Below are 25,933 nucleotides of genomic sequence, written 5' to 3'. Positions count from 1 at the left end.
CAACTCCCTCACGAGTGCTCCCTACCCGCACACCTAAAGAAGTGAACGATACAGTGCCTCAATATCCTCGCGCGTGGCGGGGCGAGGATTACCCGGTGTGCACACGTCCGCGAAGGCATCCTCGGTCAGCGCGGCAATCCCGGGCTCGTCCACACCGATCTCGCTAATCGTCGTCGGATTACCCAAATCGCGGGTCAACTGTGCCACCGCATTAACCGCAGCCGTGCGCGCATCCTCCAGCGGCATGGTCTGCGCGTCGTCGACGCCGAAGGCCTCTGCGATATCCCGATACTTCTCGCCGGTGTATTCCGCGTTGAAGGCCATCACCGGGGCGAGCAGGATTCCGTTGGCGACACCGTGCGGCGCGTTGTAACGTCCGCCAAGCGGGTGCGCCATTCCGTGTACCAGGCCGAGGCCGACGTTGGAGTACGCCATGCCATTGATATATGCGGCGAGGCCCATCTGCTCAACGGCGTCGGTATCCCCATCGGCTGCCTTTCGCAGATTCTTCGCAATCATTTGAATGGACCGCAGGCACAACGCATCCGAGAGTGCCCATGCCCCGGGCGTGATATACCCTTCGATCGCATGCGTCAGGGCATCCAGGCCGGTCGCCACCTTCAACGAGCGCGGCATACCGTCCATCAGGCCTGGGTCGACGACGGCGATCACCGGGATGTCGTGCGGGTCCACGCAGACGAACTTGCGCTGCTTGGTCGTATCGGTGATGACATAGTTGATTGTCGTTTCCGAGGCGGTTCCGGCCGTTGTTGGCACACCGATAATCGGCACGCCCGGGTTCTTGGTGGGCGAGAGCCCCTCCAGTGAGAGCACGTCCTCGAATTCCGGGTTGGTGGCAATCACCGAGATCGCCTTGCACGTGTCTTGCGGACTTCCGCCACCCAGGCCGATGAGGATGTCAGCCCCGGAGGAACGGAAGGCAGCCAGACCCGCCTGTACTTTTTCTACGGGCGGGTTGGGAACGACGTCGGAGAACACCTCCCACGCGATTGAAGCCGCGTCGAGCAGATCGGTAATTCGGGCAACAGTTCCGTTTTCTGCCAGTACCGGATCTGTGACGATAAAGGCCTTGTTCAGGCCCCGACTGGCGATCTCGGCGGGGATATTTGAGATCGCGCCGCGACCGAAGTAACCGGTCTGATTGAAAATCATGCGGTAGGACATGGATACTCCTTTGCCATCGTCTGCCACACCGCATCGACTCCATGCTGCCGCGATTTCGGATCGCTGCGACGGCGCCTGGTTTGCGACGCCGCACCGCAGGGCCGCGTCGCCCACATAGGGTATGTGCGGGCTGTCGTAGCACCCATGCCGGCCCGCGACGAGCCATGTAAGCCCGCGACAAACCGCGTAAGCCCGCGACAAACCATGTAAGCTTGCGACAAACCATGTAAGCTCGCGACAAACCGCGTCAACTGCGTCCTTAATCGCCTGTGCATGTACGACCGCGCTGTGGCATCACTTTTCTTTGAAACTACATCGCACGCTTGGGAAGATCCAGGATCCAAGGTCCCGGACGGGATGCTGTGACCCGGACGGGATGCTGTGGTCCCGGAGGGGAGGCTGTAGCCCCGGAGGGGAGGCTGTGCGCGCTGCGACCGTTCCTGACGATGCCGCGATACTGAACCGCTGGCTTGCGAACGGAGCAAGGCAAGCAGGCCTGATAATGGTGCGATACTGACCCGCTGGCTTCCGAGCGTCACAAGGCAACCGCTAGCGTGCCCTCGCTCTTCGTACTGTTTTTGCTCTCCACGAATTCCGCCCAGGTACCCGTTGATCACGCACGCCGCTGGCAGTGCAAGATCGTTACCGCGTCACGCCACCATGCGCACGAGTTCACCGAGCATGGCTTTCCAGAAGGCGCGGGTTTCCTCCACAGCGTTCTCCGGCAGGTGTGAGTGCCGGACGATGACCCGGCTACGCGGCGTTCCGTCAGCCATGTCCGCCAGGGGCTTCAACGAAATACGGATACGTGAGCCGTCTGCGGCAAGAAAGTTTATACCCAAGCGTCCTTCACGTGCGCCCACCTCAAACTCGCAGTCCAGCCAGGCCCGGCGAAGATCGTCGTCGTCAAGCAATGGCCAGAGGGAAATGACATCACTGTGGACGGTGGCGGTAATGACGGCCGTGGTGGTGGGGTCGGCAACGGTGGGCGATACAGGCGCCTTCCGCTTGTGTTCGTAGTCAATGGCAACAGACTGCGCCCACCAGGCGTCGGCATCTTCTTTTCCACCCAACCAACGCACAATACGCTTATGATCCCAGTCGAAGGCGCCGGCTTCGTCCAAAGCATCAAACCACTCGCGGCGGCTACGCCCTGTTGCGCGCCGCAGCTGGGAATTACGCACCAGGTGGCGCTTGCCCACGTGCCGATAGTCCTTCGCCGAGGTCTTACCTCGTGCCACACGGTGTTCATTCGCCATGTCGGCCTCCCGCAGCTGTGCTAGTTTTCGGTCTATGTTCATTGTGCGGCCTGAACGATGTTTTTGGTAGCGATTTTCTGGAGCATCGTGAGAGGTCCGGGACAGCCGCCGAACAGGGGCGTGATCGTGGAGCGACAGGACAGTGAAAGAGGAGAAACAGGATCGGGATTACGGACAAACAGGGTGCCGGTTCTACAAGCGAGTGAAACCTTAGCGTGCTATGTCGGCATTCAGCGCTTAGCAAGCTGCCTCGCGGCGCAGAAGAGTGTGCCCTACGATGGAAACAAGGAATCAGAAGTTGATCCGAAGGAGCTGACATGAGTGTCAAATCATTCGTTCTTGGCGGCATCGCGGGCTATGTACTGGGGGCCAAGGCGGGGCGTGAACGTTATGAACAGATCGTCAAATTCTCGTCCGGCGTGTGGAACTCCAAACCGGTGCGAAACAGTGTAACGAAGGCACAGGACGCAGCTACTACCGCCGTCGATTCCGTCAAAAGCCGTGTCAAGCACGATGATGCAGGCAGCGACGAGATCGACGTTCCAGCTGTCGACTTCTAACCGGGGTGCACGTCGCTGACCTTTCGCCGGTAGCTTTCGAGGTTCTCGACGTCGGCGGGGTGGTGGTAGCTGCAATACTGGGCGGAATGGTCGCCCGCGAGCGGCATTTCGATCTGGTGGGTTTTATGGCCCTCGCCATCATGGCTGCTCTCGGTGGCGGAATGCTCCGCGATGTATTGTTGCAACAAGGTCCACCCGTGGCCTTGACTAATCCGCATTATCTACGCGGCGCACTTGCCGGTGCCACCATCGCCTTTCTTCTGCGCTTGCGGGGTAAATGGTGGAATCGCCTCCTTGTTGTGGCGGACGCATTTGTGCTGGGTTCCTGGTCGGCTACCGGTGCCGTGAAAACCCTGGAGGCAGGACTGGGCATCGCTCCCGCAGTGATGCTAGGCGTGATAACCGCAGTTGGCGGGGGTATGATCCGCGATATTGCCGTTGGTCGTACCCCCGCTATATTCGGCGGGAACACTCTTTACGCCACCTGCGCGCTCGTCGCTACAGTTCCCGCGATCCTTTTATGGAAGGCGGGGCACCCGTCGTTGGCCACGATTGCCGCAGCTGCTCTTGGCGGCGTGTTGTGTATCGCCGCGCGCTGGTTCAAATGGCGGCTGCCGCAGAATAACGATTACTCCGTTGCGACGTCATATGCACGCCTTAAAGCAGCAGCGGCGGATTATGCGCGGGCACGAGAACGTGCTGCCGCACATTCACGGCGCAGGAGGCGCGGGAAGCGGCGTGTGCGCAGGGGTGCGGCGTCGCCTACGAACGCAACTGCTACTGACAGCGGGCCGGAAGAATGCTGACAGCCTACGAATGATGAGCCGACAGAGCTAGAACACTGCAGGGCGGGTAAGGACGGCACCGGGCGGGTAGGGATGCCGCCGGGAGGGTAAGGACGGCACCGGGCGGGTAGGGATGCCGCCGAGCGGAAGAAACCACACTGGCAATGCGGTCGGAATGACGACCAAAGAGGATGCGGAACTCTTCGGGGCGCCGTCGATCATTGGATGGAGCCCCGATGGCTCGACGAGGACCTCGCAACAGCGAGGACTTCGCTCTTACGCTGCCCTATTACTCCGCGCGACATTACTTTGCGACGAGACTATTCCGCGACGAGCGTTCGGCCTTGCGCGCGTACCGTCTGTTCCGCCAAGTCTGCCAACTGCTCGCCGGTCAAACCGGGCCATCCATGGACATCGTTCGCCCACTGGGCAGGTACTGCGCTTGCACCATGCGCGGCGCCAAGCAGCGCTCCGGCAACGGTGGCAATAGTGTCGGTATCGCTGCCGAGACGTACAGCCTGGATGATGCCCTCCCGGACGGCGTCCTCGCCCGCCAGGTCGCGGACGGACCATACCGCAGACCAGGCGCACTGCAACGCCACTACGGTAAAACCGTTGCGATGCGGGATGATATTGCCGCTTTCGGCATCATCCAAGGCCTTCTCCCAGTAGTCGCGAGACTCCGGAATCATCAAGTCAAACCCGGAACGGATATCGATCTGGCCGGTGGTTACCGCTACGCGAATCGCCTCACTCCAAAGAATGCAGGACTCGTCGACCAGTCGATCCCAATGCGTGAGTCTGGCGATCTCCTGTGCTGCCTGCGCGGTAAGTTCCCGTGATCCGAGGTAAGCAATGCCAACCGGAGCAGTTCGCATAAGAGCTCCATTTCCGGCGGCGCGCTCTGTGCCCTCGGAGTACTCGCGTGCGGCTTGATGAAGACGATCAGATACGTCGTTACGCCGCCCCAGTTCGGTGGCACGAGTGAGAACTGCGCGGGTCTGGGTGCCGACATCGGTAGCGCCATCCTGCAGCCAGCCGAGGAATTTCTCACCCACGCGATCTTCGGCTGCCGGAGTCAGAAGCGAGATACCGCTGGCCGCCACTTGTGCAATACAGACTGACATCTGCGTATCATCCGACCATTCGGCCGGGGCGTAGGGGCCGAGTCCTCCTCCTATCATCTCGGGATTCTCCGGGACGGCCGCGAATTCATAGGGAACGCCGAGTGCATCGCCGCAGGCGGCAGCTAGAAGGCACCCGCGTGCGCGATCAATGATCTCATCGGTGACTGCGATGGGCAGAGCTTGTCGCGGTTGTTCGGATGGCTGCGGAATCGACATGGCTTCTCCTCGTTGACGGCCGATGCAGTACACAAACATTCTACCGGAAAGCTACCCAGCCGCGTCTGACGTTATTGATCAAGCGGTGCCGACTCGACAATGCGCATGACCGCGCTGCGCATCGTCTCAACAATATTCGCCTCGTGCTCTTCAGACCACCGCGCCAGCGGCATGGAGCAGGAGATGGCATCGCGCACAGGGCTGGTGTAGGGCAGCGCGAAGGCCACACAGCGTAGGCCAAGCGTGTTCTCCTGCGCTTCACGCGCGTATCCCCGCTCCAGGGTGAGTGCCAGGTCAGCGGCGAGCTCGTCGGGATCTGCAATTGTGTATTCGGTGAGCCGCGGCAAGGTATTGGGAATGAGTTCGCTACGGTGGGCCAGGAGGGCCTTGCCCAGGGCGGTCGTTGAAGCCGGCAGACGACGGCCTACTCGGGAGTATGCGCGCTGCTCTCGGTGAGATTCCTGTGTGAACAGATAGACGACTTGCGAGTTATCGATACGTCCCAGATGGAAAGTCTCGCCCAGTGTGGCGGCGAGGTCGGCCAGGATTGGCCGCACCACACGCACGTAGGGGTCTGAGTCGATATATGCAGTACCGGTGGTCAGAACGCGTATTCCCAAGGAATAGCCGTCGCTGGAATCGTTTTGTACCCAGCCGAGTGAAATAAGCGTGCGTAGAAGTGCATACACGGAGGAGCGAGGTGCGTCCAAGGCCTGGCATATCTCGCTCAGCCGAGGTGGCCGAGCCTGACGGGACGCAAGGAATTCAAGAAGCTCGACCGTTCGGCCGGCAGATTTAACACTGCGGACGCCGGTCTCCGCCACGGAGGTCGTCTTGCTCATGATGCTCCTTGCCGTCCCGGAAGTGTGGCGGGACGCTACTCGACATATGCAAATGCACGCTGGCGCCGAAACTTGTGAAACTCGGACCCTGGGGCAACAGGCGCAGCGGGCGCAAACTCCGGCGAAGACCAGTCTATCTATATATGTAGACAGATGGCAGAGGAACGCGAAAGCGGGGCGGCGTGGTGTGCGTGGTTGTGACGGGAAGTCGTTGACCGCTCGCATCCTCGGTGATGCTTGGTGTGGTCGCGGCAGCATTGGTGGAAGGGGATGCAAGCCGTCCGGAGACTCTTCGGTGTTCCGATGCTGTCGAGGGCTATTGGTGGAAAGGGTTCTCTCAACTATCCATCTTTGTGATGAAACACACTATAACAAGGACGAGAGTCTCTATACGCGGACGATCTGTTTAGTATTTAATACTAGATGAGTTCATATGTAGACAAAAGTCTACGAAAAGCGGTCGGAGTGATCGCTTCTTGAACTTCCGCACGGCGGACAGAAGAACAAGGAATAACAATGACGTTCAAACCTCATGGCATCATCCCGGCGCTAGTCACGCCGCTGGACAAGGATGGCGAACTCCTTGAACAGGGACTACGCGATGTTCTCGACTACACGATCAGCAACGGCGTCCATGGCGTATTTGTGCTTGGCTCTTCCGGTGAGATATATGGGTTGTCCGATGCGCAGAAGCGCCGCGTTGTTGAGATAACCGTAGAACACGTAAACGGACGAGTGCCCATCTACGCGGGCGCTTCGGAAATAACCACGCGCGATTGCATCAAGACGGCTCATATGGCGGAGGAGCTCGGGGGCGTTTCGGCATTGTCCGTTCTAACACCCTACTTCATGACACCAACCCAGTCCGAGTTGATCGACCACTACAAGGCCATCGCCGCAGAAACCGATCTGCCAATTCTGCTCTATTCAAACCCCGGCCGCACCCAGGTTCCGCTCGCCTTGAACACGGTGCTCGAACTTGCTCAGGTCCCGAATATTGTTGGTGTGAAGGACTCGGCAGGAAATATGACGTTGACTGCCGACTATCTGCGCGAAGTTCCGGAGGACTTCGCGGTGATCATGGGGCGCGATACGTTGATCTATCCGGCGCTGCGTATGGGCGCCGTCGGCGCCATTGCCTCGACGGCGAATATTGCGCCGCGCCTGCTCTCGGCGCTGTACAACGCATACATTGCCGGCGATGACGCCCGCGCCCTAGAACTGCAACAGCGACTCTCCCCGCTGCGCAACCTCGTTGACAAGGCCACCTTCCCAGTGGTCCTCAAGGAAGGATTGCGTTGCGCAGGTGTGGAGGCGGGTTACTGTTTTGCACCCGCACGCGAACTCGCGCCCGAATACCGCGGGCTGCTGCAAAAGGCTGTCGACGACGCAGTCAACTTCTGATCGGGGTAGACCCGATTCGCACATCAGTCCGGCGGCTCAAGTGTCGAGTGCATTGACGCAGTCTCGCACACAGCAGTCGCTGGCCAGACAACAATCAGGAGACTACATTGCCTCTCGTAATTCTTGCTGCTGGCATCGCACTGCTGCTAGTGCTGATGCTGGTATTCAAACTCAACGGATTTATTGCCCTGATCCTGGTGTCCATCGCCGTCGGGCTAATGCAGGGAATGCCCTTTGTGAGCGTCGACAGTTCGGCTGATGCCATCGTGGCCGCGGTTGCCGATGGCGCACGCAATTCGTTCGCCAATATCCCAGATGTCGAGACCGTCCAGAAACCAACAGCTGTCATGAGCGCCATCGTCGACGGCGTGGGTGGTCAAGTTGACGATCTGATCCTCATCCTCGGTTTCGGTGCCATGCTGGGTGTTCTTATGGCGGATATGGGTGCTGCTAACCGGCTGGCAAGCTCGTTGATCAACAGCTTCGGCATTAAGCGTGCCCAGCTGGCGATCGTCATTGTCGCCTTCCTCGTCGGCGTCGTCCTCTTCTGGGAGACCGCCTGGGTGATCCTTATCCCCATCGTGTTCGCTGTAGCGCGGCAACAGAAGTTGCCGGTTATGTGGTTGGCTATACCACTGGCTATTGCCCTCTCAACCATGCATTCCTTCTTGCCTCCGCATCCTGGTCCGACGGCGGTTGCGGGCCAGTACGACGCATCGATCGGAAAAACGTTGCTGTACGGCCTAATCATCGCCATTCCGATTGGGATGGTGGTTGCGCTCATATGGCCGCGCCTGAGTTTCGTCAAGAAGGTTACCGCTAACGTGCCCGAAGGTCTGGTCAGTGAAAAGGAATTCACGGACGAAACCATGCCGAGTTTCGGTGTATCCCTGGGAATCACCGCCCTTCCGGTGGTCCTCATTGCCGGTAGTGCCATTCTGGAGTTGACGCTGCCGGAAGGCAACATGGCCGTCAAGATCTTCGGTGCGATTGGCGATGCACCGGTTGCATTGCTTATCGGACTGCTCTCAGCACTGCTGTACTTCCGCCTCGGCCGTCGTATCTCGATGGACACCCTAATGGACTCATGCAGTAAATCGATTAAGTCGATTGCCATGATCATCTTCATCATCGGTGCGGGTGGCGCATTCAAGCAGGTCCTTCAGGCCGGCGGTATTTCTGATTACATCGGTGACCTCACGAATAACTGGGACGTGTCGCCGATTATCTTGGCGTGGGGCATTGCCGCCCTGATGCGTATCGCCCTCGGCTCCGCATCGGTGGCTGTTCTAGCCGCAGCCGGGATTGCGGCACCGCTCGTCGAGGCAGGTGGCGTTAGCCCGGAGGTCATGGTGCTGGCCACCGCCTGTGGCTCTGTTATTGCATCCCATGTGAACGATCCGGGCTTCTGGATGTTCAAGGAATTCCTCGGCCTATCGGTGGGTGACACCTTGAAGGTACGCACCACCTACACCACGGTGTTGGCCATTCTCGGCCTGGGCGGTTGCCTGCTGCTCGGAGCATTTATTACATCCTGAACTAGGGGCTCCGTTCGGGTTATCGAGCGCGGCTAGATTAGCGGACGGAGCTCAGGGAGAAGATCATGAAAATACCAACGATTGTGAAGGCGGATGTGTACCCCGTGGCAGGGCACGACTCCATGCTGTTGAACCTGGCCGGAGCACATCAGCCGTATTTCACACGTAACATCGTTGTTCTTGAGGATTCGGAAGGGCGCCGTGGTATCGGCGAGGTGCCAGGCGCCGAGCGCATTACGGGTGCGATCCAGGACGGTTTCAACGCCGTCGTCGGGCGGCCGGTAACGGGATATAAACACATTCTTCGTGAAGTCACCCGGGAAATGGCCGGGCGTGACGATGCAGATATCTTCTGGACCTTTGAACGTACTGCCATACATGCGGTAACCGCCATCGAAACCGCGCTACTGGACTTATTTGGCCAGTTTGCAGGGCTGCCGGTGGCAGAACTACTTGGCGATGGGCAGCAGCGCGACGAAGTCCGTGTGCTCGGCTACCTGTTCTACGTGGCCGATTCCAGTTCGACCGGGATGGACTATCTGCATGAGCCCGACGGCGACTGCGAGTGGTATCGCATTCGCCACGAAGAGGCAATGACCACCGAAGCTATCGTCAAACAGGCCGAGGCGGCTCAAGCCAAGTACGGGTTCAAGGATTTCAAGCTCAAGGGTGGCGTGCTGGAACCGGAACGCGAGGTCGATGCGGTTAGGGCATTGAAGAAACGGTTTCCAGATGCGCGCATCACCCTGGATCCCAACGGATGCTGGTCGGTGGCACAGGCAGTAGAGCTGTGCCGGGATCTACTCGGCGTACTGACCTACGCGGAAGATCCCTGCGGACCGGAAGAAGGTTTTTCCGGGCGGGAAGCACTGGGAGAGTTCCGGCGGCTTACCGGGATGCCGACGGCCACCAATATGGTGGCCACTACGTGGCGGGAGATGGCATCGACGCTGCTTTTGCAGGCCGTCTCCATTCCATTGGCCGATCCGCATTTCTGGACCATGCAGGGATCCGTGCGTGTAGCCCAACTGTGCCACGACATGGGCTTGACCTGGGGTTGCCACTCCAACAATCATTTCGACATCTCGCTGGCAATGGCCGCGCATTGCGGTGCGGCGGCTCCTGGCGAATACAACGCATTGGACACGCATTGGATCTGGCAGGAGGGCACTGAGCGTCTGACCAGCAAGCCTTTGCAAATGATTGACGGGAAGGTGCGCCTGCCCGATGCGCCCGGCCTCGGGATTGCCCCGGATATGGAGCAAATCTTGGCGGCACACGAACTATACAAGGAGAAGGTGCAGGGAACGGGGGCGCGTGACGATGCCATCGGCATGCGCTGCTTCATTCCCGACTGGACCTTCGATCCCAAGCGTCCTTCCATGGTTCGGTAGTAGAACCGGTGTGGAAGGTAGTAACCGACGATCACATAAGGAGTAGCAAAGTATGAAGATCGGATTCATTGGACTCGGCATTATGGGCCGTCCTATGGCGAAAAACCTCGTCAAGGCCGGGCACGAACTCTACGTGAACGACCGAAATGAGGAAACCGTTGCCGATCTTGTGGCGCAGGGTGCAACAGCTGCGGCCAATGCCAAGGAGGCGGCGGAGCAGGCTGAGCTCGTCATCACGATGCTGCCGAACTCGCCGCATGTCAAGAGTGTGGCCTTGGGTGAAGGCGGCATTATCGAGGGTGCGCACGAGGGATTGGTATACGTGGATATGTCATCCATTGCTCCGCTTGTATCCCGCGAAGTGCATGACGTACTGGCGGAGAAGGGGATCCCCATGCTGGACGCTCCTGTTTCTGGCGGTGAGCCCAAGGCCATTGATGGCACCATGTCGGTGATGGTCGGCGGAGACAAGGCCGTATTCGACCAGGTTGCTCCGGTACTGGACGCTATGGCCGGCGATGTGACCTACGTGGGCGAAATCGGTGCCGGCAATATCGCCAAACTGGCCAACCAGACCATCGTCGCCGTCAATATCGCGGCCTGTGCAGAAGCCTTCACTCTCGCACAGAAGGCGGGAGTTGATCCGGAAGCTGTGTACAAGGCCATTCGTGGCGGTTTAGCCGGATCAACCGTGATGGATGCGAAGGTCCCGATGATGCTGGAGCGGAACTTCAAGCCGGGCTTCCGCATCAACCTGCATATCAAGGATCTCGGCAACGTCTTAGACACGGGGCACGGGGTCGATGCTCCGCTTCCGCTGACCTCGCTGGTGCGCGAAATGATGAGCGTGCTCGACGGCGACGGTCACGCCGATGAGGATCATTCCTCCCTGGTCAAGGTGTACGAGAAGTTGGCCAATATCGAGCTGAAGCCCGGGCAGCCCGAAGCCTGAACCGAGTACTAACCGGCGGTGCGGGTCGGCATCTGTGTGCTGGATGACCGCGCATAGATACAGCCAGCAACTCGACGCGTCGGCCGCATCGGAAGGTCGTCGGTTGCCGCGCTGGCATGGGTAGTAGCCACCAACCGCCATTCCGCGCCGAAAAACTGCGAGGAGCATGGGCGGAGTCGGTAGGCGCGTAGTGCACCGCGCCGCCGGAATGACTCGAGAACACAGTGTTTCTCAAACGCCGCGCTACATCGTGCGCTGCTCGGGGCACGGTGTCAGGCCGGGCGGACGCCCAACGGCACTGTTTGGCACTGTGTCTCCCAACACCGCAAACCTCTTAACCACTTGAAACCCCTCAATTAGAGAAAGGACGACGATGTCCGTCCCAACAGTTGCAAAAGTCGATGTGTACCCCATAGCAGGCCGTGACTGCATGGAACTCAACCTGTCCGGAGCACATGGCCCGTACTTCACCCGCAATATCGTCATCATTGAAGATTCGTCCGGCAATGTCGGCGTCGGCGAAGTACCCGGTGGCGAGAAGATCACTCGCACCATTGAGGACGCCAAGCCACTTGTACTCGGGCGCTCGCTGGCCGAGTACAAGAACATTCTCGGCGAGGTTCAGGCCAAGTTCGCCGACCGCGACGTCGGCGGGCGTGGCCTACAGACCTTTGACCTGCGGACCACGGTGCACGCCGTAACCTGTATCGAAGCGGCTCTGCTCGACCTGCTGGGTCAATATCTGGGCGTTCCGGTTGCCGCCCTGCTGGGTGACGGCCAGGTACGTGACAAGGTGAAGACCCTCGGTTACCTGTTCTACGTCGGCGACCCGGATAAGACGAATCTGGAATACGTGCGCGAGAAGGACTCCGACGTCGACTGGTACCGGCTACGCCACGAGGAGGCGCTGACACCGGAAGCGATTGTGGCCTTTGCCGAGGCGACCGAGAAAAAGTACGGCTTCAAAGACTTCAAGCTCAAGGGCGGTGTGCTCGAAGGCAAGGAGGAGATGAAGGCTATCCTCGCCCTGAAAGAGCGCTTCCCGGATGCCCGCATCACCCTGGACCCGAACGGTGCCTGGTCCCTGAAGGAAGCCATCGAGCTCTGTAAGGACAAGGTGGGAATTCTCGCCTATGCGGAAGATCCGTGCGGCGCGGAGGAAGGCTTCTCGGGCCGGGAAATCTTGGCCGAGTTCCGCCGGGCCACCGGGCTGCCCACCGCGACCAACATGGTGGATACCGACTGGCGGCAGATGACGCATTCCATCGCTCTGCAGTCGGTGAGTATCCCGCTGGCCGACCCGCATTTCTGGACCATGCAGGGGTCAGTCCGGGTAGCGCAGTTGTGCCACGACATGGGTATGACGTGGGGGTGCCACTCCAACAACCACTTCGATGTGTCGCTGGCAATGATTGCCCACTGTGGTGCTGCGGCACCGGGTGAATACAACGCCTTGGACACCCACTGGATCTGGCAGGAGGGCCTGGAGCGCCTGACCAAGGATCCGCTGCAGATCGAGGGTGGCACGGTGACGATCCCGTCGAAGCCCGGCCTGGGTATCGAGCCGGATATGGATCAGATCCTGGCGGCTAACGAGCTGTACAAGGAGAAGGTTGAAGGATCGGGTGCACGTGACGATTCAATCGGCATGCAGTTCCTCATCCCCGGGTGGACCTTCGACAATAAGAAGCCAGCGCTGGTCCGCTGAGGCACAGGTCGGCCTCGAGGCGGTTGGGAAGGTAACTGCGACAACGAAACACAAGGGCCGTGGCTCCTTTTCCGCCGCCCGTATGCGGAACCTGGATCATCCGATTCGGATCTGTTCCCGTTTCCGCGTTCTGGTGGCCGGGGACTTCGCCGCTGCAGTCCCCGGCCACCCACATGCACCCGCCCGGCAACGGGTGTGCGGTGGTGGGTTGCGATGGCAGGCTGCGGCGACGGACGGGTTGCGGTGGTGCGGTCGGCGCGGTCGATCATGAACCCGAGACGGTAGGCCGCGCCGGGTGTATGGGCAAGAGGTGCTGGACCATGTAAGGAGCTGGCAGGTGTGCGGGAGCCGTGCCTGGTTGCGGGCGGGAGGCACATTCCGGTGGCAGCGGGCTAGGCTCGCCGCAGGAACAGCGAAGGAACTGCGAAGGAACTGCGACAGGGTGGCTGGCGTACCAGCGGCTGTCCTCGCCGTCGGATTCCGGAATGCTGGAAAGAGCGTGGGCTTGGCGCAGTTGAAAGCGTGGGCTCAGCGCAGTTGAAGTTGAAGTCGAATCCCGGAATGCTGGGAAGACGGGCCGGACTCACCTCAACCTGGAATCCGAGAGCTGTCTAGTCCCGGAATGCTGGGAAGACGTTCTACCCAGACGATCAGCCACCGGCCGAGAGGCGCCAAATCCCGGTATGCTGAGAGAACCGGGCCAGAATCGTTCCCATGGGCGGACGTACCTGTTACCTGTGGGTGGTAGCGTCGTCGCGGCATACACGTGCGAGACGGCCGGAAAACAAACGACCGAATCAAAGGATCGGACAACGAAGGAGTCGACCGTGAAGATTGTGTGTGCACCAGACAGTTTCAAAGAATCCATGAGTGCGGCCGAAGCCGCCGCCGCGTTGGCGGAGGGGGTGCACCGGGTCCTGCCCGAGGCGGAATGCGTGGAGATTCCCATGGCCGATGGTGGCGAGGGCTTCACCGAATCGCTGGCGGACGCCCTGGGTGCGCAGCGGTTGCAAGTGCCACTGCGGAACGGGCTCGGTGAAGATGCCGTCGGTATCATTGCCGCTACCGATAACCGGGCCATTTTGGAAGTGGCCGAGGCGGTGGGCCTGGGCATGGTGGAGCCAGAGCGCCGCCGAATCCGTGAGATGACCACGTATGGCGTGGGTCAACTCATTATCACCGCACTGGATGCAGGGGTGACGGAAATCCTCGTGGGGCTCGGCGGCTCTGGGACCAACGACGGCGGCGCCGGAATGTTGCGCGCTCTTGGCGTCCGTCTTCTTGACGCCGACGGCGCAGAACTGGACGGCAGCCCGTCGTCGTTAACCCGACTCGCCGCCATAGACGCCTCCGGCTTGGATCCGCGGATCCAGACGACGCGAATCCGTGTGGCCTGCGACGTCGATAATCCTTTGTTGGGTGAGCGTGGAGCGTCGGCGATCTACGGGCCGCAAAAAGGTGCCACACCCGAAGACGTGCAGTACTTGGACGGAGCCTTGCGAAATCTTGCAGACGTGGCCGGGCACCTGGACGGCCCGGCTTTGGCGGCCGGCGCGGGTGCGGCGGGAGGGCTGGGCTATGCCTTCACGGCCTTCTTGGGTGCGCAGCTCGAATCGGGTATTGATCTGGTCATCGAAACGGTGGGCCTGCGCGAGGCCATGGAAGGTGCCGATCTGGTTCTCACTGGGGAAGGCGCCATGGACCGGCAGACTCTCATGGGAAAGACCCTTTCGGGGGTCGCCCGCGCCGCTCAGCCCGCCGGGGTGCCGATTATCGCCTTCGCCGGGAAACTGGGTGAGGGCGTTGAGGAGCTGTACGATCACGGTTTCGTCGGGCTCATCCCGACCGTGGCCGGTGTGTGTACCTTGGATGAGGCATTGGCAGCTGGTCGGGATAACCTGGCCGATGCTGCTGAGCGGACGATGCGGCTGCTGCGAGTGGGTGCCGGGCTGAGGGCGCTGAGGTAGGCGTGGGGCTGGACGGGCTGCGCTAGAGCGAGGCTGGACGGGCTGCGCCAGAGCGGGGCGTTAGGGAACGGTGCCGACGCCGTCGATAATCGCGAGCATAAGCGGTGCGTTAGGGAACGGTGGAGAGGACTGCGGAAGAGCGCCGCACGGAGCGGTGGAAAGCGCCGCGGAAGGTATGCCTGTTCGGCGCCTATGGATTCATTCCGTGTTTTTCGGCAGAGTCCGAGTTTTTCACGGAGATGTACAAGCAACGAGGAGTGGATCCATAGTCTGCGCAACAGGGATCCGGCTGGTTGCGATGATGCTCCTTAGGCTTATGAGGGCCATAGTCCCTGCAACAGGGAACCGGCAGAGAAGATCATCTGTGAGCTGGCGAGAATCAACCATAGTCTGCACAACAGGGAACCGGCAGCCAGCGTGGGCGGCTGGTCAGCTGGCTGCGCCGTCGGGCCGTGGAGATGCCGGGAGGTAGCGTGGGTGGCTGGTCAGCTGGCTGCGCCGTCGGGCCGTGAGAAGTGTAGGGTTTTGCAAGAAGTGGAGCGAATAACCCGACCTTTCTTGAAAAACCCTCCATTTCTCGTAACATCGCCTAGCTCTGCACCGCGCATCGCCTAGCACCAGGAATCGCCTAGGTCACCACCATACATTGCATCGTTCTACGCCGCGCAATGCATGTTTACGTGATTGGCGCGGCGAAGCGGGCGCAATAGTAAGGACCTAACGGGGTGTATGGCCCGGGGAGTTGGTGATCGCGGTGGTTACCGTGATCATGAACCGGGCGACGGCGAAGACATGAGCTGCATCGTCGACTAAGGTACGAACTGGATCGACGACCAAGGCATGAACCGAAACGACAACCAAGGCATGAACCGGGCGACGACTAAGGTGTGGGCTCATGCCGTGACTGCGCGTCGATCCGCCGTCGTGGGATACGCGAGGAGAAGGAAGAGCCCTTCGAGGGGCTCATCGATTCTGCAGCATCCATTCGGGGGTTGCCCGGGGATCGCGGGGGAAGAATTGCAATTCGTCTGCAACATCTTGGGAGGTATATGGCGGGTTGAGGATGGGCTCATGATCGTAGTCGAAGTCGGAGCTGAGCTGGTAGTCCCGCTTGTTCATGGTGAACAGACCCTTGGTCCACGCCCCGCCACCGGGCCGAGCCATGGCAACGCGGACCTGCGCGGCGTGCTCAATGATTTCCCGCGGAACGGTGTTCTCCTCCCAGCCGCCGCGGCGTAGCAGCCTGGAGGAACGCAGAGCGCGAGTCTGCGCGGCGATGCGCTTACCGACGGCTTGCAACTCAATTGACACCTCCTCCACGCGGGCGGAACGCATCCAGTTGGCGCAGGCACTGGAGAGCGCCTCGATTGCCTGCATTTGTGTTTCAAAGGACCATTCACTCATAGGTATTACCTCAATGCTGTTCTGGACTGAGCACATTTGCTGTCTCCATGCGAAACAATACTGCATGCGTCAAAACGAACCAAAACAAACGGGTGGATAGCGCTTGTTAAACGGGCGAATATCACTTGTTCGGGGATGCAGGTGGGCAGTCATGGCGCTGTGCGTGCCAGCGTTACTGTCGGTGTGATGCGGCAGGTCCCATTCGCTGGACATCCATGCCACGGCGCACAGCAGCGCTACCCTTCCGCCTCTTCGATGATGATGCGTCGGGTCTGATAACCTTTCTCGCCGGGCAGCGGTTTTGGCGGAAGACCGTTTCGCTCGCGGAGCCGGTGGAGTGCGCGCCGGTTGTATTCGAGCATTGCCATGTAAAAGTCGTGGAAGTCGGTGTATTGGTCGATGAGTTTGTCGGCGAACCAGACGACGGCGCCTGCACCTGGGGTTTCGGGTTTACCCATGAGAAAAATGTCGATGTCAGTGGCTGATGCGGCGATTGGGAAATAGTCGACGATGGGGATGTTATCTGCTGCCAATGCGTCAGTGGTTTCCGGAAGACCGAGGATGGACTGGGTACGTTGGTACAGAGGGCCGTCGGTGAGCTCACTGGTGGAGAATATTGCGACGTCGTGATGGAAGTTAGGCCAGCCGTTGGCGGCCAGCAGGAAGGTGCGGTAGGAAGCGGGAAGTTGGAAGCCGAGGTGCATCTCGGCCGCGATGACCTCATCTTCGGTGGCGTGTACCTTCGGCAAGGAGCGGTCTAGCTGGCTGCGCCCCTCGGCCTCTATCTGCTCCAAGTAGATTAGACATCCCAGGCCGATGTACTCCGGCCAGCCGATTCGGCTGTTCTGGGAAGTGCTGGCATTTTCTGGCGTTGTCATGTGTTATTCCTGGTGTTCTGTTGGCGCACGGTGTAACCCGGCGTTGATATGCGCTTCGAGAGCAAGGACCTTCCTGCACTGCGGAAGCTTGCCGAACAGGTTCCGGATAGCAAGGAGTCTCTGGATAGCAAAGAGTCTCTGGATAGCAAGGAGTCGTTGGCCGGATCCTTCCTGTACTGTGGGGGGCTTGCCGCTGCGGGGGCTCCCCAACAAAGTAATGGGCTTGCCGCTGCGGGGGCTCCCCAACAAAGTAATGGGCTTGCCGCTGCGGGGGCTCCCCAACAAAGTAATGGGCTTGCCGCTGCGCGAACTTGCCGCTGGTGCCGATCAGATCGGCGGGGCCTTGGGTGACCTTGCTGTACTGTACCGCAGGGCACGCCGCTGCGGAAGCTTGCCTTTAGGCGGGCCGGGTCGGTGAGAAGTGTCGGGTTTATTTGGAAGTGTCGTGAGAAAGGCGAAGTTTCTTGAAATTCCCGACACTTCTTGAGCGGGCGTGGCTTGAGCGGGCGTGGCTTGAGCGGGCATGGCTTGAGCGGGCTTGACTTGGGCGGTACGTGGCGTGCGCAGGCCGGGGTCAGCTGCTGACTAGAAGAGGCGGTGTGTGCGGGCGGAGGTTGGTGTACGGGCTTTCTGGTGTGGCTGCGTGCGATTGGCATGATGTTCGCCTTGTCTGGCGTGCCCGTGACCCGGGAATTTGTGTTGTAGGTCATGGCGGGGGTAGGCTACGGGTAATTTAATCATGCTTGCCGGATTCGGGTTCTCACCGATCGGCCTGAGATGAAGGAGTCTAGATCATGCCGACGCTCGCGGAGATCATCACGTGGCGAAGTGGGCCGTTGCGGGACGCAAGTCGCGTGCTGCAGAGTGCCGCGAATCGGTATGGGGAAGTGGCGGAAGCCCTCGCTGGTTATGTTAACGATGACGAGACCTTTGTGGGTGTGACTGCGGATGCGGAAGCTGCATCGCGGCGGGCCTTGGTTGATGACATGGGTGATATGCAGCGGATTCTAGAGAAGGCTGCCAATGATTTCACTGCGGTGGCAGATGCGGTTGATGAGGTGGTAGAGGATGCGGAGGATGTTCGCCAGTATGTGAATGAGCTTCGTTCCAATGCCGAGATGACTGAGACGGATGTGCAGGCAATGTCTCAGAATGGCAGGGGACGTTGTAGTTCTAAGGGCGAGGCGATTATTACGGCGTTGCGGAATGTATATGCGGAGTTGGGCGGGTTGCAGGAGGCAGGGGAGAAGCCGAGCGCTGCGATACTCTCGCACGGTGTATCTGCTCCGAAGAAGGGGTGGACTGTTGAGGAGGTCAATGATTGGTGGACGTCGCTATCACGGGAGGAGCAGGAGACGATTATCACGAGTCATCCGGAGTGGATCGGCAACTTGAATGGGATCCCGGTTGATGACCGGCATGATGCGAATTGCAATCGGATCGACGGTCTCTTGGCGGAGGTGACTCCCCAGTTTGAAGCAAAGCAGCGGGAATTGGATCAATACTTGGATAGTGCTACTGATCCGGACCCGAACGTGTTGAGAACTCTTTCGCTGGAAGTGGAGCATCTACGGGATAAGAAGGAGGGGCTGGAGGCGCTGCAGCAGGCGTTTGCAGATGATGATGGTGACCATAAGTTGGTGAGTTTGGATGCGACGTCGGGGGATCATTTGCGGGCGGTGGTGGCAATTGGTGATGTGGATCGGGCGGACCGCGTGATGGTACATACTCCGGGGATGACCTCAACGGTTAGGGGTACGTTGGCGACAGAGTCCGGCGAGTGGGGTAGTGGCGTGCAGGATGTGCAGAACGTCTTGGATGAAGGGTACAGACAGTTGGAACATGAGGGTCGTGATGAGCAGGTGGCGGGCGTGGTGTTTTTGGGGTATGACGCCCCGCAGTGGAGTGAGTTGCTGACGGGGAACTCGGTGGCGCTGAGTAGTAGTGCGAAGGAGGGTGGTGCGAATCTAGCCGGGTTGCTGGAGGGAATTCAGGCCACGCATGAGGGGGACTTACACCTGGTGGCGTCGGGACATTCGTATGGGTCGACGGTCACGGGGTATGCACTGCGGCAGTCCACGGTTGCCGACGAGGTGATGGTGATGGGTTCACCAGGGATTACAACCACGCAGAACAAGGATCTGAATATGGTGCCCGGTCATGTCAATGTCGGCGAGGCGCACGGCTTTGACTTCGGTGGTGATGGCGATCTTGTGGCTGATCTGGGTCGGTTTGGTGGTGATCCGAGCGATTCGCGGGAGTTCAACAGGATTGGTACGGATGAGTGGACGAGTCCGGAGGGGGTGGAATACACGGATTCGAAGAAACATTCGCAGTATTACGGTGTGGGGCGGACTTCGACATATGACCAAGGGAGCGTGTTGATCGGGAATGGCGTGGTTGCCGGGGCGGAGGGGTGATGGTGCGGCGCCTGCGGTACCTTGTTGGCTCTCTTCTCGTGTTAGGAGCGTGTATGTCTGGGTGTGCTGATTTTTCGGAGCGGTATTACGGGCGGACGGATGAGTATTTGCCTGCTCGGGAAGTGCCCTATAGCGAGGCGCGGCGGGAAGCGATCCTGTTGCTCTTAGAGTTGCAGCAGACGCTGACGGACGAGTTCGACGTGGGGGAGTGGACCCCACCTTCCTTAGGCGGGCGACGTCAGGTGGGGAGGTCGGATTCGGGGTGTCCGGCGGGGACTGTGCGGGAGACGTGGTCGTTGGCGACGGCGGGGCCGCTGACGGAGGAGACGTGGCCGCAGGCCGTGGACCGGTTCACCGAGATCCTCACTCCGCTAGGGTTCGGCAAACCGATTGACATCGCGGTGGCGAAAGACACTCCCAATGTTCTTTTTGTGAATGAAGAAACTGGTGTCCAGGTGGACTTTGGCTACAACAAAGCGACTGCGGTCAGGGTGACAACTGGCTGTGTGCGCGGTAAGTGGTCGCAGGACTGGCCCGCGGGTACCGAGGTGATCCCAGAGGAGCTGCGCACCACGGGCCGGGCCATCCACAGTGGTGAACCGGAAGAATGGGCACCGTATGTTGTGCCGACCGAAGACACGGAATGAGATCCCATGCATTCCGCACCGTTGTCTCACGTTGCGCCCATGGCCGTGGTGCTGGGCGTGTGGTCTGCCATGCATACCCCTGGCGTAGTAGCAGGTGCTGAGCAATGACTGTGCAGTGTGCTCTTCTCCGGTCCAGTGGTGCGGGGCGGCATCGGTGTCGTGGTGTGGTCATCGTCTGTCTGGTGGCTGGTTCCCTGCTCGCGGCGTGTGCTGATTTTTCGGAGCGGTATTACGGGCGGACGGATGAGTATTTGCCCGCGCGCGAGGTGCCGTATGCGGAGGCGCGGCGGGAAGCGATTCTGCTGTTGATGCGTTTGCAGCAGACGTTGAGCGATGAGTTCGGCGTGGGGGAATGGGCACCGCCACCGTTGGGGGGCGTCTCGCAGGTTGATACGTCGGATTCGGGGTGTCCGTCCGGCGGGGACGGTCCGGGAACGTTGGGCCTTGGCGACGGCGGGCCCGCTCACGGGGGAGACGTGGCCGCAGGCGGTGGACCGGTTTGCGGAGATCCTCACGCCGTTGGGGTTTGGTGGTCCGGTGGACACGACGGTGCGGGCGGAGGATCGTACGGTGGTGTTTTTTAATGAGGAGACGGGCGAACAAGTGGAGCTGGGGTCGTATAAGCGGACTTTGGCGATGGTGAGTACGGGGTGTGTGCATGGTGAGTGGTCGCAGGATTGGCCGGAGGGTACCGAGGTGATCCCGGATGAGTTGCGGACCACGGGTCGGGCGATCCGCAGTGGGGAACCGGAAGAGTGGGCACCCTACAGTCCGCCGAGCGACGGGGGTGGGGACTGATGGTTGGGGCTTCGTCGGGCCGTGGAGCTGTGGATTCTGCGTTGAGGGTCTTGGATGCCCTGCAGGGAGTTCCGGGCGAGGCGCACGGCTTTGACTTCGGTGGTGATGGCGATCTTGTGGCTGATCTGGGTCGGTTTGGTGGTGATCCGAGCGATTCGCGGGAGTTCAACAGGATTGGTACGGATGAGTGGACGAGTCCGGAGGGTGTGGAGTATACGGACTCGAAGGGTCATTCGCAGTATTACGGTGCGGGGCGGACCTCGGTCCATGATCAGGCGAGTGTGTTGATCGGGAATGGTGTGGTTGCCGGGGCGGAGGGATGATGGTGCGGCGTCTGCGGTACCTTGTTGGTTGTTTTCTACTGTTAGGAGCTTGTGTGGCTGGTTGTTCTGATTTTTCGGAGCGGTATTACGGGCGGACGGATGAGTATTTGCCTGCTCGGGAGGTGCCCTATAGCGAGGCGCGGCGGGAGGCGATCCTGCTGTTGATGCGTCTGCAGCAGGCACTGTCGGATGAGTTTGGTGTCGGTCAGTGGCGGCCGGCACCGTTGGGAGGAGGCTCGCAGGTTTTGACGTCGGATTCGGGGTGTCCGGCGGGGACTGTGCGGGAGGAGTGGCTGTTGGGGACGGCGGGGCCGCTGACGGAGGAGACGTGGCCGCAGGCGGTGGACCGGTTTGCGGAGATCCTCACGCCGTTGGGGTTTGGTGGTCCGGTGGACACGACGGTGCGGGCGGAGGATAGTACGGTGGTGTTTTTCAATGAGGAGACGGGCGAACAAGTGGAGCTGGGGTCGTATAAGCGGGCTCTGGTGGTGGTCAGTACGGGGTGTGTGCGTGGTGAGTGGTCGCAGGATTGGCCGCAGGGCACCGAGGTGATCCCGGAGGAGCTGCGCACCACGGGCCGGGCCATCCACAGTGGTGAACCGGAAGAATGGGCACCCTACAGTCCTCCGAGTGACGGGGGTGAGGACTGATGGTCGGAGTGTCCTCATATTCCGGAATCCGGTTTGCTGTGCAGAAAGCTATGCCATGCTGCGCGGCGCCTCTGGGCTTCAACCGGTGGTTGTGGCACGGCGTGGGCGCTTCTCGTACCGGTGAGGGCTGAGTGATCAGTATGCAGCGTGGTTCTATCCGGGCTTGTGGCAGGGCGCGGCGTCGGCGTGGTGTGATCATTGTCTGCCTGTTAGTTAGCGCTTTGCTTGCGGCGTGTTCTGATTTTTCGGAGCGGTATTACGGGCGGACGGATGAGTATTTGCCCGCGCGCGAGGTGCCCTATAGCGAGGCGCGGCGGGAAGCGATCCTGTTGCTCTTAGAGTTGCAGCAGACGCTGACGGACGAGTTCGACGTGGGGGAGTGGACGCCACCACCCCTGGGAGGAGGCGAACAGGTGGGGAGGTCGGATTCGGGGTGTCCGGCGGGGACGGTGCGGGAGACGTGGTCGTTGGCGACGGCGGGGCCGCTGACGGAGGAGACGTGGCCGCAGGCCGTGGACCGGTTCACGGAGATCCTCACCCCGTTGGGGTTTGGTGCGCCATCGGATGGGACAGTGGCGAAAGACACTCCCAATGTTTTCTTCTTTAACGAGGATACGGGTGTTCTGATTCGTTTTGGGTATAACAAGGCGACTGCGGTGATGGTGACGACTGGCTGTGTGCGCGGTAAGTGGTCGCAGGACTGGCCCGCGGGTACCGAGGTGATCCCGGAAGAGCTGCGCACCACGGGCCGGGCCATCCACAGTGGTGAGCCGGAAGAATGGGCGCCTTACACTCCGCCAGCAAAGGAAGAGGAAGGAGGTGAAGAGCGATGAGTGATTTGACTGCGGACCCGGAAAAACTGCGAAACCGAGCGGATGACGTTGACGAGCATGCGCAGAATATCGGTGAAGTGGCGGGTGCTTCGGAGATTGATGCTTCGGCTTCTGCTCTACCGAGCGAGTCGTTGTCGGATGAGGCGGTGGCAGCATCGGACGCATTCACGGCAGGCAAGAAAGCAAGTGTTCGCCGCCTAGAGGAATTGGCGTCTGGGTTACGGGGAACTGCGCAGGACTTCGAGGACACCGACCAACAGGTCAGCGCGTCCTTAGCCGACCTGGCCTACGGGGGCGACTCACTCCTCTAGTTTCTACGCATAGCGCCTCGGTACGCACTCATAGCACCTCAGGCCGAATTACTCCCGATGGCGAGGACTGGCGATTATGAGGTTGTTGTACCTGGATTTCTCCGTTGAGCAGCGCGCATAATCGTTCGGGGCAAATGGGCATGTGGAGTGACCTTGCATACGAAGGCCGCGACAGCATCCCGAACCGCATCAGATCAACGGTTAGCGTATGAGTAGTTCGAGTAGTTCGAGTAGTTCGCGCGGTGCGCGCCGCGCGAGTTTGTACTCAGCGAGTGTGGGACCGGGCGGGACGGAAAGCTGGCGCAGGCTGAGGGGACGGTCTGTGCTAAGCGCGCATGGGGCCGAGGCTGCGCTGCTCCGGGGATGCGGCAGGGTGAGGTTTGAGTTAGGCATGCAAGGGCGGAGAATCGCGTGAGACGCGAGACCTGAAACACATAGGCGGAACGCCCGAGGGGGAGGGCTCGGGCGTTCCGATTATTGGAGGCAACGATGCGAATTGTCTGTGATTTCTCTTTGCTGCGCTCAGCCAATTCGGTTCTAATCATTGCGACGGCGCTGGGCGGCCAGCACATGCCGCTCCAAGGGTTCGCAGGCGGCCAAGGCCAGCAGTGTCAACCCGATTCCCGCCAATGTAACTATGGCAAGGCGAATGATCCCGGCCGGTTCCACGCCCTCCGTCGCCGCGAGACTGCCAAGAGCGACTCCCAAAACGCCCGTCACGACCGTCGCGAGGAACAAAGGCCGAACCACCTGGTTGAAGCGCGTCATGCCGAACATGCGAGTCGGGAAACCCGTTTGCGCCAAGGCATGCGTCTCCGGTGCCCGGTCGAACACTGACGAAGACTGGTTCATCAGCGTTGACAGAGCCGTGACCGCGAAACCGAACCCAATCGTGATGTACACGCCCGTTACCACGTCGGTAAAGAACCAGTCGTCGGGTCCGGAGCTCTCGCCGATAACACTGACGAATCCGGCAATGAAACTGAGGAGCGCCAAGGCGCCAACAGCCCGCCAGGCGGCGCGCGGATCATCCAGGATACGACGCATGGCCAACAGGGTGGATGCCGAACGGGTCTTCGTAGCCGGGCGAGCAAGTAACTGTAATACCCACGGACCCACAACGTACACGCTTCCAATCATTACCGAGGTTATTACCGCGACGGTCACCAAGTAATCACCATCGGACATCTGTGGATGCAACTGTGCCCAGGCGATGAAGGCGGCGATAACAACCACGAACAGAATCGGGCGCCAGTGGCGTAGAGCCGGACTCGCCTCCCGCCGCGCCACCCCAAGCGGGGAGATCCGTACGCGGCTGAGGCCGACGACCGTGGACGCCAGCGTGATGAGGAGCAGTCCGGCCAGGATGATGGCGAGCAGCCACACTGGGAGCAACATTTGGTGGGCATTGATCGGTGTCTTGAGGAAAGAGATGTTATGCCAGAGCGGCAACGTTAGGAAGTACGCGAAGGTGCCAATGGTTGCGCCAACAACCCACTGTACAAGGGTTTCCACTACGGTAATTGCCACGGTTTGCCCGCTGGTAACGCCAATGAGGCGCAGGGAGGCGAGTCGTTCAGAACGGCCGCGTGCACCGAGTCGCGCTGCTGATGCGCCAAGTGTCGCAATCGGAATAACAAGCAGCGCGCCTGCAAAGAGGGCCAACACGTAGTAACTGGGAGCGTATCGCTCCACCATCTCGCCCATATTGCGGAACTGTTCGGGATGATCATTCCAACTCTTGAACATCCAGATGCCGCCCGCCAGGGTGAGGGCCATCAGCGTAGAAAGCATGAAGGAGAGAACGGCCAGCACGTCTAGCAAGGCGTCGCCGGTACGGGTACGCAGGCGGGCCGCAGTCAAATGTGGTGTGAGATGCAAGACCTGGTTCATCGCACACCTTCATTCCGGTAGTTGGCCTGATCCTGGTAAACCCCGTCCAGGGAGGCAGCGTAGGCAGGAGTAGACGAATTGGGATAGTAGACCGGCGGCTGTTGCGGCTGCTCATCGGCGGCGGAATCCGCGTGGATGCGACCGTCACGAATCTCGACCAAGCGCTCGCACCAGGCCGCTACCTGCGTATCGTGAGTGACGACGACGAGCGTTGTGCCGGCCATACGGGCCGTTGCCGTGAGGATCTGCATCACCTCATGCCCCGTCGCCTGATCGAGGGCACCGGTCGGTTCGTCGGCGAAGACGACTGCGGGTGAACCGGCCAGCGCTCGGGCGATAGCAACTCTCTGCGCTTGCCCACCGGACATTTCGCCCGGGCGACGACGTGCCTCGGCGGCCAGTCCGAGCCGGGTGAGCCAGTCGTTGGCTGTTTTCAAAGCCTGGCGGCGTGAGCTACCCTTAAGCAGCAGTGGCAGAGCCACATTCTCGTGTGCGGGCAGTTCAGGGATGAGCTGCCCGTCCTGGAAGACGAAGCCGAAGTCGGTCAGGCGAAGGTGGGACCGAGCAGCGTCGGACAAACCGGAAACCGAGGAATGCCCGAGCATTACTTCGCCCGACGTGGGCGGCAGGATGCCGGAGAGGCAGTGTAGTAGGGTCGACTTACCGGAACCGGAGGGGCCCATGATGGCGACCGTTTGCCCAGCCGGGATGGTGATGTCCACACCGGCGAGAGCATGAACGGAGCCGAAGTTCTTTGTCAGCGCGCGCCCCGTAAGAGCGCGGTCAGTGCGATGTGTTTTCTTCATGTCTCTATTCCATCCGCTAGTGGGCGGTTATCC

At 60.4% G+C, this 25,933-nt stretch carries 25 protein-coding genes; 16 read left to right on the top strand and 9 right to left on the bottom strand.

Annotated elements, in window-relative coordinates; translation table 11 throughout:
* Nucleotides 1-33: 33 nt before the first annotated feature.
* The gene (gene fucO, locus EKN07_RS11295) at nt 34-1,185 is read right to left on the bottom strand and encodes a lactaldehyde reductase (RefSeq protein ID WP_126146433.1); all 1,152 of its coding nucleotides are present in this window, start codon (nt 1,183-1,185) and stop codon (nt 34-36) included.
* A gap of 650 nt (nt 1,186-1,835) precedes the next feature.
* The gene (locus EKN07_RS11290; protein WP_125482379.1) at nt 1,836-2,486 is read right to left on the bottom strand and encodes a hypothetical protein; all 651 of its coding nucleotides are present in this window, start codon (nt 2,484-2,486) and stop codon (nt 1,836-1,838) included.
* 275 nt (nt 2,487-2,761) lie between these two features.
* Here EKN07_RS11290 and EKN07_RS11285 point away from each other — a divergent pair, with 275 nt between their 5' ends.
* Entirely contained in the window at nt 2,762-3,004 is a 243-nt protein-coding gene (locus tag EKN07_RS11285; RefSeq protein ID WP_108714751.1) for a hypothetical protein, read from the top strand.
* Between the two features lie 5 nt (nt 3,005-3,009).
* Nucleotides 3,010-3,810 (top strand): trimeric intracellular cation channel family protein, encoded by an 801-nt coding sequence (locus tag EKN07_RS11280; protein WP_241228192.1) that lies wholly within the window; start codon nt 3,010-3,012, stop codon nt 3,808-3,810.
* A gap of 299 nt (nt 3,811-4,109) precedes the next feature.
* On the opposite strand, the gene EKN07_RS11275 is transcribed toward EKN07_RS11280, so the two are convergent.
* Complete coding sequence (locus EKN07_RS11275; RefSeq protein WP_108714752.1) at nt 4,110-5,132, bottom strand: ADP-ribosylglycohydrolase family protein; 1,023 nt, start codon at nt 5,130-5,132, stop codon at nt 4,110-4,112.
* 71 nt (nt 5,133-5,203) lie between these two features.
* A complete protein-coding gene (locus EKN07_RS11270; RefSeq protein ID WP_108714753.1) occupies nt 5,204-5,974 on the bottom strand; it encodes an IclR family transcriptional regulator in 771 nt (256 codons plus the stop codon).
* Between the two features lie 516 nt (nt 5,975-6,490).
* Between EKN07_RS11270 and dapA the strand changes: the two genes are divergently transcribed.
* The 6 genes from dapA (at nt 6,491) to EKN07_RS11240 (ending at nt 14,937) form a co-directional block, all read left to right on the top strand.
* On the top strand, nt 6,491-7,378 hold the full coding sequence (dapA, locus tag EKN07_RS11265) for a 4-hydroxy-tetrahydrodipicolinate synthase (protein WP_108714754.1): 888 nt from the start codon (nt 6,491-6,493) through the stop codon (nt 7,376-7,378).
* Between the two features lie 107 nt (nt 7,379-7,485).
* Nucleotides 7,486-8,916 carry a gluconate:H+ symporter gene (locus EKN07_RS11260; protein WP_108714755.1) on the top strand — a complete coding sequence of 477 codons (1,431 nt, stop codon included), beginning with the start codon at nt 7,486-7,488 and terminating at the stop codon, nt 8,914-8,916.
* A 65-nt stretch (nt 8,917-8,981) separates the two neighbouring features.
* Complete coding sequence (locus EKN07_RS11255) at nt 8,982-10,310, top strand: enolase C-terminal domain-like protein (protein WP_108714756.1); 1,329 nt, start codon at nt 8,982-8,984, stop codon at nt 10,308-10,310.
* A 52-nt stretch (nt 10,311-10,362) separates the two neighbouring features.
* Nucleotides 10,363-11,262 carry a 2-hydroxy-3-oxopropionate reductase gene (gene garR, locus EKN07_RS11250; RefSeq protein ID WP_108714757.1) on the top strand — a complete coding sequence of 300 codons (900 nt, stop codon included), beginning with the start codon at nt 10,363-10,365 and terminating at the stop codon, nt 11,260-11,262.
* Between the two features lie 373 nt (nt 11,263-11,635).
* Complete coding sequence (locus EKN07_RS11245; protein ID WP_108714758.1) at nt 11,636-12,970, top strand: enolase C-terminal domain-like protein; 1,335 nt, start codon at nt 11,636-11,638, stop codon at nt 12,968-12,970.
* A gap of 683 nt (nt 12,971-13,653) precedes the next feature.
* Entirely contained in the window at nt 13,654-14,937 is a 1,284-nt protein-coding gene (locus EKN07_RS11240) for a glycerate kinase (RefSeq protein ID WP_241228191.1), read from the top strand.
* A 717-nt stretch (nt 14,938-15,654) separates the two neighbouring features.
* Here the strand turns inward: EKN07_RS11240 and EKN07_RS12895 are convergent.
* The 3 genes from EKN07_RS12895 to EKN07_RS11230 form a co-directional block, all read right to left on the bottom strand.
* Nucleotides 15,655-15,834, bottom strand: a complete 180-nt coding sequence (locus EKN07_RS12895; protein WP_125482380.1) for a hypothetical protein — start codon at nt 15,832-15,834, stop codon at nt 15,655-15,657.
* Nucleotides 15,835-15,900: 66 nt separating this feature from the next.
* On the bottom strand, nt 15,901-16,341 hold the full coding sequence (locus tag EKN07_RS11235) for a hypothetical protein (RefSeq protein ID WP_108714760.1): 441 nt from the start codon (nt 16,339-16,341) through the stop codon (nt 15,901-15,903).
* Between the two features lie 236 nt (nt 16,342-16,577).
* Nucleotides 16,578-17,219 carry an SMI1/KNR4 family protein gene (locus EKN07_RS11230; protein ID WP_126146432.1) on the bottom strand — a complete coding sequence of 214 codons (642 nt, stop codon included), beginning with the start codon at nt 17,217-17,219 and terminating at the stop codon, nt 16,578-16,580.
* A gap of 794 nt (nt 17,220-18,013) precedes the next feature.
* Here EKN07_RS11230 and EKN07_RS11225 point away from each other — a divergent pair.
* The 8 genes from EKN07_RS11225 to EKN07_RS11190 all read left to right on the top strand — a co-directional run bounded on the left by EKN07_RS11225 (nt 18,014) and on the right by EKN07_RS11190 (nt 23,201).
* Complete coding sequence (locus tag EKN07_RS11225; RefSeq protein WP_126146431.1) at nt 18,014-19,639, top strand: alpha/beta hydrolase; 1,626 nt, start codon at nt 18,014-18,016, stop codon at nt 19,637-19,639.
* A gap of 53 nt (nt 19,640-19,692) precedes the next feature.
* Nucleotides 19,693-20,286, top strand: coding sequence for an LppA family lipoprotein (locus EKN07_RS11220; RefSeq protein WP_164505390.1), 594 nt, complete (start codon nt 19,693-19,695; stop codon nt 20,284-20,286).
* Nucleotides 20,287-20,468: 182 nt separating this feature from the next.
* The gene (locus EKN07_RS11215) at nt 20,469-20,870 is read left to right on the top strand and encodes a hypothetical protein (protein ID WP_126146430.1); all 402 of its coding nucleotides are present in this window, start codon (nt 20,469-20,471) and stop codon (nt 20,868-20,870) included.
* Nucleotides 20,857-21,084, top strand: a complete 228-nt coding sequence (locus tag EKN07_RS11210) for a hypothetical protein (protein ID WP_126146429.1) — start codon at nt 20,857-20,859, stop codon at nt 21,082-21,084. Before EKN07_RS11215 ends, EKN07_RS11210 begins: the two co-directional genes overlap by 14 nt.
* 41 nt (nt 21,085-21,125) lie before the next feature.
* A complete protein-coding gene (locus EKN07_RS11205) occupies nt 21,126-21,407 on the top strand; it encodes a hypothetical protein (protein WP_125482381.1) in 282 nt (93 codons plus the stop codon).
* A 53-nt stretch (nt 21,408-21,460) separates the two neighbouring features.
* Nucleotides 21,461-22,057: an LppA family lipoprotein gene (locus tag EKN07_RS11200; protein ID WP_126146428.1), complete on the top strand. Its 597-nt coding sequence runs from the start codon at nt 21,461-21,463 to the stop codon at nt 22,055-22,057.
* A gap of 140 nt (nt 22,058-22,197) precedes the next feature.
* Nucleotides 22,198-22,890 carry an LppA family lipoprotein gene (locus EKN07_RS11195; protein WP_108714768.1) on the top strand — a complete coding sequence of 231 codons (693 nt, stop codon included), beginning with the start codon at nt 22,198-22,200 and terminating at the stop codon, nt 22,888-22,890.
* Nucleotides 22,887-23,201 (top strand): type VII secretion target, encoded by a 315-nt coding sequence (locus EKN07_RS11190; RefSeq protein ID WP_108714769.1) that lies wholly within the window; start codon nt 22,887-22,889, stop codon nt 23,199-23,201. The genes EKN07_RS11195 and EKN07_RS11190 overlap by 4 nt, the downstream gene beginning before the upstream one ends.
* Nucleotides 23,202-23,738: 537 nt before the next feature.
* Here EKN07_RS11190 and EKN07_RS11185 read toward each other — a convergent pair.
* Nucleotides 23,739-25,094: an FtsX-like permease family protein gene (locus EKN07_RS11185; RefSeq protein ID WP_126146427.1), complete on the bottom strand. Its 1,356-nt coding sequence runs from the start codon at nt 25,092-25,094 to the stop codon at nt 23,739-23,741.
* The gene (locus tag EKN07_RS11180) at nt 25,091-25,900 is read right to left on the bottom strand and encodes an ABC transporter ATP-binding protein (protein ID WP_126146426.1); all 810 of its coding nucleotides are present in this window, start codon (nt 25,898-25,900) and stop codon (nt 25,091-25,093) included. Before EKN07_RS11180 ends, EKN07_RS11185 begins: the two co-directional genes overlap by 4 nt.
* Between the last annotated feature and the right edge of the window lie 33 nt (nt 25,901-25,933).

The organism is Actinobaculum sp. 352, assembly GCF_003957265.1.
In the GTDB taxonomy this organism is placed as follows: Bacteria; Actinomycetota; Actinomycetes; order Actinomycetales; family Actinomycetaceae; genus Asp313.
This window is presented reverse-complemented; position numbering and strand designations above follow the sequence as displayed.

What these genes read in the sequence shown, in the direction of transcription:
- fucO (WP_126146433.1), bottom strand. Translation starts at nt 1,185, where the DNA reads ATGTCCTACCGCATGATTTTCAATCAGACCGGTTACTTCGGTCGCGGC.
- EKN07_RS11290 (WP_125482379.1), bottom strand. Translation starts at nt 2,486, where the DNA reads ATGAACATAGACCGAAAACTAGCACAGCTGCGGGAGGCCGACATGGCG.
- EKN07_RS11285 (WP_108714751.1), top strand. Translation starts at nt 2,762, where the DNA reads ATGAGTGTCAAATCATTCGTTCTTGGCGGCATCGCGGGCTATGTACTG.
- EKN07_RS11275 (WP_108714752.1), bottom strand. Translation starts at nt 5,132, where the DNA reads ATGTCGATTCCGCAGCCATCCGAACAACCGCGACAAGCTCTGCCCATC.
- EKN07_RS11270 (WP_108714753.1), bottom strand. Translation starts at nt 5,974, where the DNA reads ATGAGCAAGACGACCTCCGTGGCGGAGACCGGCGTCCGCAGTGTTAAA.
- dapA (WP_108714754.1), top strand. Translation starts at nt 6,491, where the DNA reads ATGACGTTCAAACCTCATGGCATCATCCCGGCGCTAGTCACGCCGCTG.
- EKN07_RS11255 (WP_108714756.1), top strand. Translation starts at nt 8,982, where the DNA reads ATGAAAATACCAACGATTGTGAAGGCGGATGTGTACCCCGTGGCAGGG.
- garR (WP_108714757.1), top strand. Translation starts at nt 10,363, where the DNA reads ATGAAGATCGGATTCATTGGACTCGGCATTATGGGCCGTCCTATGGCG.
- EKN07_RS11245 (WP_108714758.1), top strand. Translation starts at nt 11,636, where the DNA reads ATGTCCGTCCCAACAGTTGCAAAAGTCGATGTGTACCCCATAGCAGGC.
- EKN07_RS11240 (WP_241228191.1), top strand. Translation starts at nt 13,654, where the DNA reads ATGCTGAGAGAACCGGGCCAGAATCGTTCCCATGGGCGGACGTACCTG.
- EKN07_RS12895 (WP_125482380.1), bottom strand. Translation starts at nt 15,834, where the DNA reads ATGAGCCCACACCTTAGTCGTCGCCCGGTTCATGCCTTGGTTGTCGTT.
- EKN07_RS11235 (WP_108714760.1), bottom strand. Translation starts at nt 16,341, where the DNA reads ATGAGTGAATGGTCCTTTGAAACACAAATGCAGGCAATCGAGGCGCTC.
- EKN07_RS11230 (WP_126146432.1), bottom strand. Translation starts at nt 17,219, where the DNA reads ATGACAACGCCAGAAAATGCCAGCACTTCCCAGAACAGCCGAATCGGC.
- EKN07_RS11225 (WP_126146431.1), top strand. Translation starts at nt 18,014, where the DNA reads ATGCCGACGCTCGCGGAGATCATCACGTGGCGAAGTGGGCCGTTGCGG.
- EKN07_RS11220 (WP_164505390.1), top strand. Translation starts at nt 19,693, where the DNA reads ATGTCTGGGTGTGCTGATTTTTCGGAGCGGTATTACGGGCGGACGGAT.
- EKN07_RS11195 (WP_108714768.1), top strand. Translation starts at nt 22,198, where the DNA reads ATGCAGCGTGGTTCTATCCGGGCTTGTGGCAGGGCGCGGCGTCGGCGT.
- EKN07_RS11190 (WP_108714769.1), top strand. Translation starts at nt 22,887, where the DNA reads ATGAGTGATTTGACTGCGGACCCGGAAAAACTGCGAAACCGAGCGGAT.
- EKN07_RS11185 (WP_126146427.1), bottom strand. Translation starts at nt 25,094, where the DNA reads ATGAACCAGGTCTTGCATCTCACACCACATTTGACTGCGGCCCGCCTG.
- EKN07_RS11180 (WP_126146426.1), bottom strand. Translation starts at nt 25,900, where the DNA reads ATGAAGAAAACACATCGCACTGACCGCGCTCTTACGGGGCGCGCGCTG.